Source organism: Marinagarivorans sp., assembly GCF_982758155.1.
The window spans coordinates 2,475-4,577 of record NZ_CEXWTU010000313.1 but is presented as its reverse complement, the minus strand read 5'-3'; the positions used below and the strand labels follow the sequence as shown (position 1 = coordinate 4,577).

The following is a 2,103-nucleotide window of genomic DNA, read 5'->3' as shown; positions in this document are numbered from 1 at the left end:
TCATTCCGCCCTGTGTTTTGAATTTTAGGGGTGACAACTATCCTGACACAGGGGGCACAGTGGCAAATGGCGGGCAGCCATAGAAGATATAGGGCATACCTTCGCGTGACTGGCTCAAAGATTTGCCGAACACGTCCACAGACTTCTAACACTGCAAAAATATGGTGCTTGCTCTTCACAAAGTAAAAGCTGCCGGAAGCTCTCTCAGGTTTGGATCGGTAGAACCTATTCCATCAAAGCTCACTCAGATCTCGACTGGTAAGATGGCCCCAAAGTCGTCCGACTATGCCTGATCTCCGTTTTGAGCATTGAGGAACTGCGATTGCGTTGCCAACAAGCTTGCTTGGTAGCGATCTCTATAAATTTTCGCTAAAGCATCGCTAGCCCCAAAGCACATTGATGCCACTTGGTGCGACCAGTCTAAATATTCGACCGCCCTACTCTCGCTCCACGACGGGGGTATGCTAGCAACATTGCTGCAAAGGTCAGCAAGTTTGATTAATTTTACGGCCTTTGATTCGTGAGCGATGTGGCTTAACTGCTTCTCACGCCTTTGTGAAAGTGGAAGCGATTTATCATCAGTCAAGGCCTCGACGTACGCGAGCACTTTTGAGCCAAATTGCAGTAACAGCTCTCCTTTCGAAACCGAGGTATCCTCAAGAATGTCGTGTAAAACCGCAGCCTGTAACATCTCAACTTCGATCTCATCTACATGCTCGAACAACAGGTGTGCAACCTCGATAAGGTGATTAATGTACGGCTCTGCGCCACCGCCCTTGCGCCTCTGATCTTTGTGCGCCACTGCAGCAAGCGATAGCGCCGATAGCAAACCTTTCATACACAGCCTCCAAAGGTTACCGTCAAAAACAAAATGAATGACATGTAACAGATGTAATTAAACTTGGACTAACGGACTCGCCACCCAAACTTCGCCGGATCATCTAAAAAATAAAGTATCGACATTAATATCGCGTAACCGCGCTCCTCCATCAACGTCATCACAGTTAATTTATTCACCACACGCTCAGGTAACAATACCGTAACCCTCTCAGACTCATACGGCCATTCAATGTCGGGCTCAAGCCCATCATTAGGGTCAGGTAAACCGACACAGTTTGGATATTTATAGGGATAGTCACCATTAGGGTCTGATTTCGAAAAATAGCAACCGGCAACCACCATCGCCATTTTACGCATTCCGATATCTGACGGAACATTAGGTGCTATCGCAGCGATTCTATGAAGCTGCTCTATTGGAATCAGAACCTCCGTGTGAATCAGGGAATCTAACACCATGTACTTAGCACTCACTGCTAACGATGGGCCTACAATCTTATCGCAAGACGCAATGACGTAAAGGACATTCGTCGGCTATACATTCCGTTCACGACTACCTATCTATGCGACAAATAATACTCGCTTTATAAGACCTATTAGTCAGCCCCTAATCAGCAGCTAATCGTAAAGTAGTCACCTTGAAAAACGCTTGATAGACTAGCGATGGCCACACAGGAATGGGTCGAGCGCTTCAATAACCGCAGGCTTTACAGAGAGCTAGTTTCCGTAACGCAAAGAGAACTCAAAAACAGTTATTTCCTGCAGAACGAGTCGGCCGATCCTGCCCCCAGATAATAGCGGTCGACTCATTTACAACCACATCCTACGAATAGAAATTTAACAGTTTTAACAAATACATAACCATATGAAATTATTATTCGATTGATATCGTATTTAAGTGACTTCTGGATAAAATAATACTTAAATATTATTAAATAACAGGAACTCTTACAAAAGAACGCCTAGGAGAACAGTTTAGAGACGCTAGAGATGCTACCGGCCTTTGGATTGCACACCCCAACCCTCCGACATTCCATGAGATTCGCTCACTCAGCGACGCCATGGCTAGTAGAGCCGGAATTGAGATATCAACTATTCAACACGCTATGGCGCACGGCAGCTCAGCAATGACTGCACTGTACCAAGCGAATCACGACTTACCTTACGAGGAGGTTGCTGTGGTATTTACACCGGAAATGCTAGATGGAGGGTTTGACTAAGGAAAAGCCAGCGGCCAGGTAAAAGTGGCGGCCGGCTCACCAGCGG

The 2,103-nt window shown here is 46.3% G+C and carries 3 protein-coding genes; 1 reads left to right on the top strand and 2 read right to left on the bottom strand.

The window, feature by feature from the left end; genetic code table 11:
• Positions 1–283 precede the first annotated feature (283 nt).
• Both AC3A8L_RS20095 and AC3A8L_RS20090 read right to left on the bottom strand, forming a co-directional pair.
• Entirely contained in the window at positions 284–838 is a 555-nt protein-coding gene (locus AC3A8L_RS20095; RefSeq protein ID WP_487964052.1) for an HD domain-containing protein, read from the bottom strand.
• Between the two features lie 68 nt (positions 839–906).
• Entirely contained in the window at positions 907–1,296 is a 390-nt protein-coding gene (locus AC3A8L_RS20090) for a hypothetical protein (RefSeq protein WP_487964051.1), read from the bottom strand.
• A 476-nt stretch (positions 1,297–1,772) separates the two neighbouring features.
• On the opposite strand from AC3A8L_RS20090, the gene AC3A8L_RS20085 reads away from it, so the two are divergent.
• Complete coding sequence (locus AC3A8L_RS20085) at positions 1,773–2,057, top strand: tyrosine-type recombinase/integrase (RefSeq protein ID WP_487964053.1); 285 nt, start codon at positions 1,773–1,775, stop codon at positions 2,055–2,057.
• The last annotated feature ends 46 nt before the right edge of the window (positions 2,058–2,103 follow it).

What these genes read in the sequence shown, in the direction of transcription:
- AC3A8L_RS20095 (WP_487964052.1), bottom strand. Translation starts at nt 838, where the DNA reads ATGAAAGGTTTGCTATCGGCGCTATCGCTTGCTGCAGTGGCGCACAAA.
- AC3A8L_RS20090 (WP_487964051.1), bottom strand. Translation starts at nt 1,296, where the DNA reads ATGGTGTTAGATTCCCTGATTCACACGGAGGTTCTGATTCCAATAGAG.